Source organism: Ferroplasma sp. Type II (assembly GCF_000496155.1).
Genome location: NZ_KI542780.1, coordinates 2,294 through 3,627, shown reverse-complemented (window position 1 = coordinate 3,627; position 1,334 = coordinate 2,294). Strand labels below are relative to the sequence as shown.

The 1,334-nt window shown below is 38.5% G+C and carries 2 protein-coding genes and 1 pseudogene; all 3 read left to right on the top strand.

Annotation, left to right across the window (positions count from 1 at the left end; translation table 11 throughout):
• Positions 1 to 65 precede the first annotated feature (65 nt).
• Positions 66 to 491 carry an HIT family protein gene (locus AMDU4_RS11130; protein ID WP_021788072.1) on the top strand — a complete coding sequence of 142 codons (426 nt, stop codon included), beginning with the start codon at positions 66 to 68 and terminating at the stop codon, positions 489 to 491.
• Positions 488 to 1,069: an orotate phosphoribosyltransferase-like protein gene (locus AMDU4_RS11125; protein ID WP_021788071.1), complete on the top strand. Its 582-nt coding sequence runs from the start codon at positions 488 to 490 to the stop codon at positions 1,067 to 1,069. Before AMDU4_RS11130 ends, AMDU4_RS11125 begins: the two co-directional genes overlap by 4 nt.
• Positions 1,070 to 1,071: 2 nt before the next feature.
• Positions 1,072 to 1,334, top strand: a pseudogene (locus AMDU4_RS11120) (lysine--tRNA ligase); the annotation flags it as partial.

The window sequence follows — 1,334 nt, the reverse complement described above, 5'->3', positions numbered from 1 at the left end:
AATATTTACTGAATCATTGACTGACAAACGAAAATATTTTTTATACTGTATACAATATACTTTAAATGTACGATGAAACATGTGTTTTCTGCAGGGAAATTGCAAATAAGGGAAATGCGGCATTTGTCTACGGAAATTCAAACATACTCGCATTTATGGATAATGCACCCATAGAAGAAGGCCATGTTCTTGTAATACCCAGAAACCATTATGAAAATATATATGATGTTGATAAGGATATATACCTTGAACTCCAGCTAGCAGTAAAACGTATAGCAATAGCCATAAAGGAAACGCTGAAAACAGACGGGCTCAATATAGGCCAGAACAATGGCAGAGTTGCAAATCAGATGGTAATGCATTATCATGTACATATAATACCCAGGTATTACAGGAAAAAAATAAACTGGGAAAGGGAAACTGCCCGTATTGATGACCTTGAAATCATTGCGGCCAGGATTAGGGCAGGCGTTAAAGAGGTAGAATTATGAAAAGTCTTGAGGAATTATATAATAGAGCATTGGAATTAAAGAATAAGGGCATGTCCGATAAGGAAATATCAACAGAACTGCATCTTTCTGTAAATACTATAACATGGCTTCTGAGCAAGGATCTTAGGGGAAATCGGATTTCAGATACAAAGATCGGATGGCGCAGCATAGGCGTATATGGAAACAGAATAGAGAAAATAGCAGAGATAATGGGAGATATAATAATGGAAGATGTATCCATGGATAATGTAACATCCATAATGGGAATAACCATAAATGGAATACCCTACGCAACGATGCTGTCAGATCTGCTGGAGAGAGAATTAATCGTCTACAGGCCACACCCATCCAGGAAAGAGGGTATGTTCAGCAGCAACTTTGCCGGTGTAAAGGGTAAAAAAATTGTCATAATAGATGATGTTATCAGTACAGGAGAAACAATGAAACGGACAATAGACGATGTACGGAACCAGGGAGGAGAAGTAATACTATGCGTTGTTCTTGTTTCCAAAATAAGTTCAGACGAGATAAATAATGTTCCGGTCAGGTCACTTATCCGTGCTACTATGGTGGGATAGATATGTACTGGGCAGATGCCTTGGTTGAAAATCTGAAGGGAAAACAGCTTATCTCCACAGGAATATCACCGTCTGGCCCGATTCACGTGGGCAATATGAGAGAAATACTCACTGGTGATATAATTTATAAAGCATCACTTGACAGAAAGTTGGAATCAAGATTCGTATACCTTTGCGATGATCTTGATCCATTAAGGAAGGTCTATCCTTTTCTGGACAACAGTTATTCCCAATATGTAGGCATGCCACTCAGCTATATACCTGC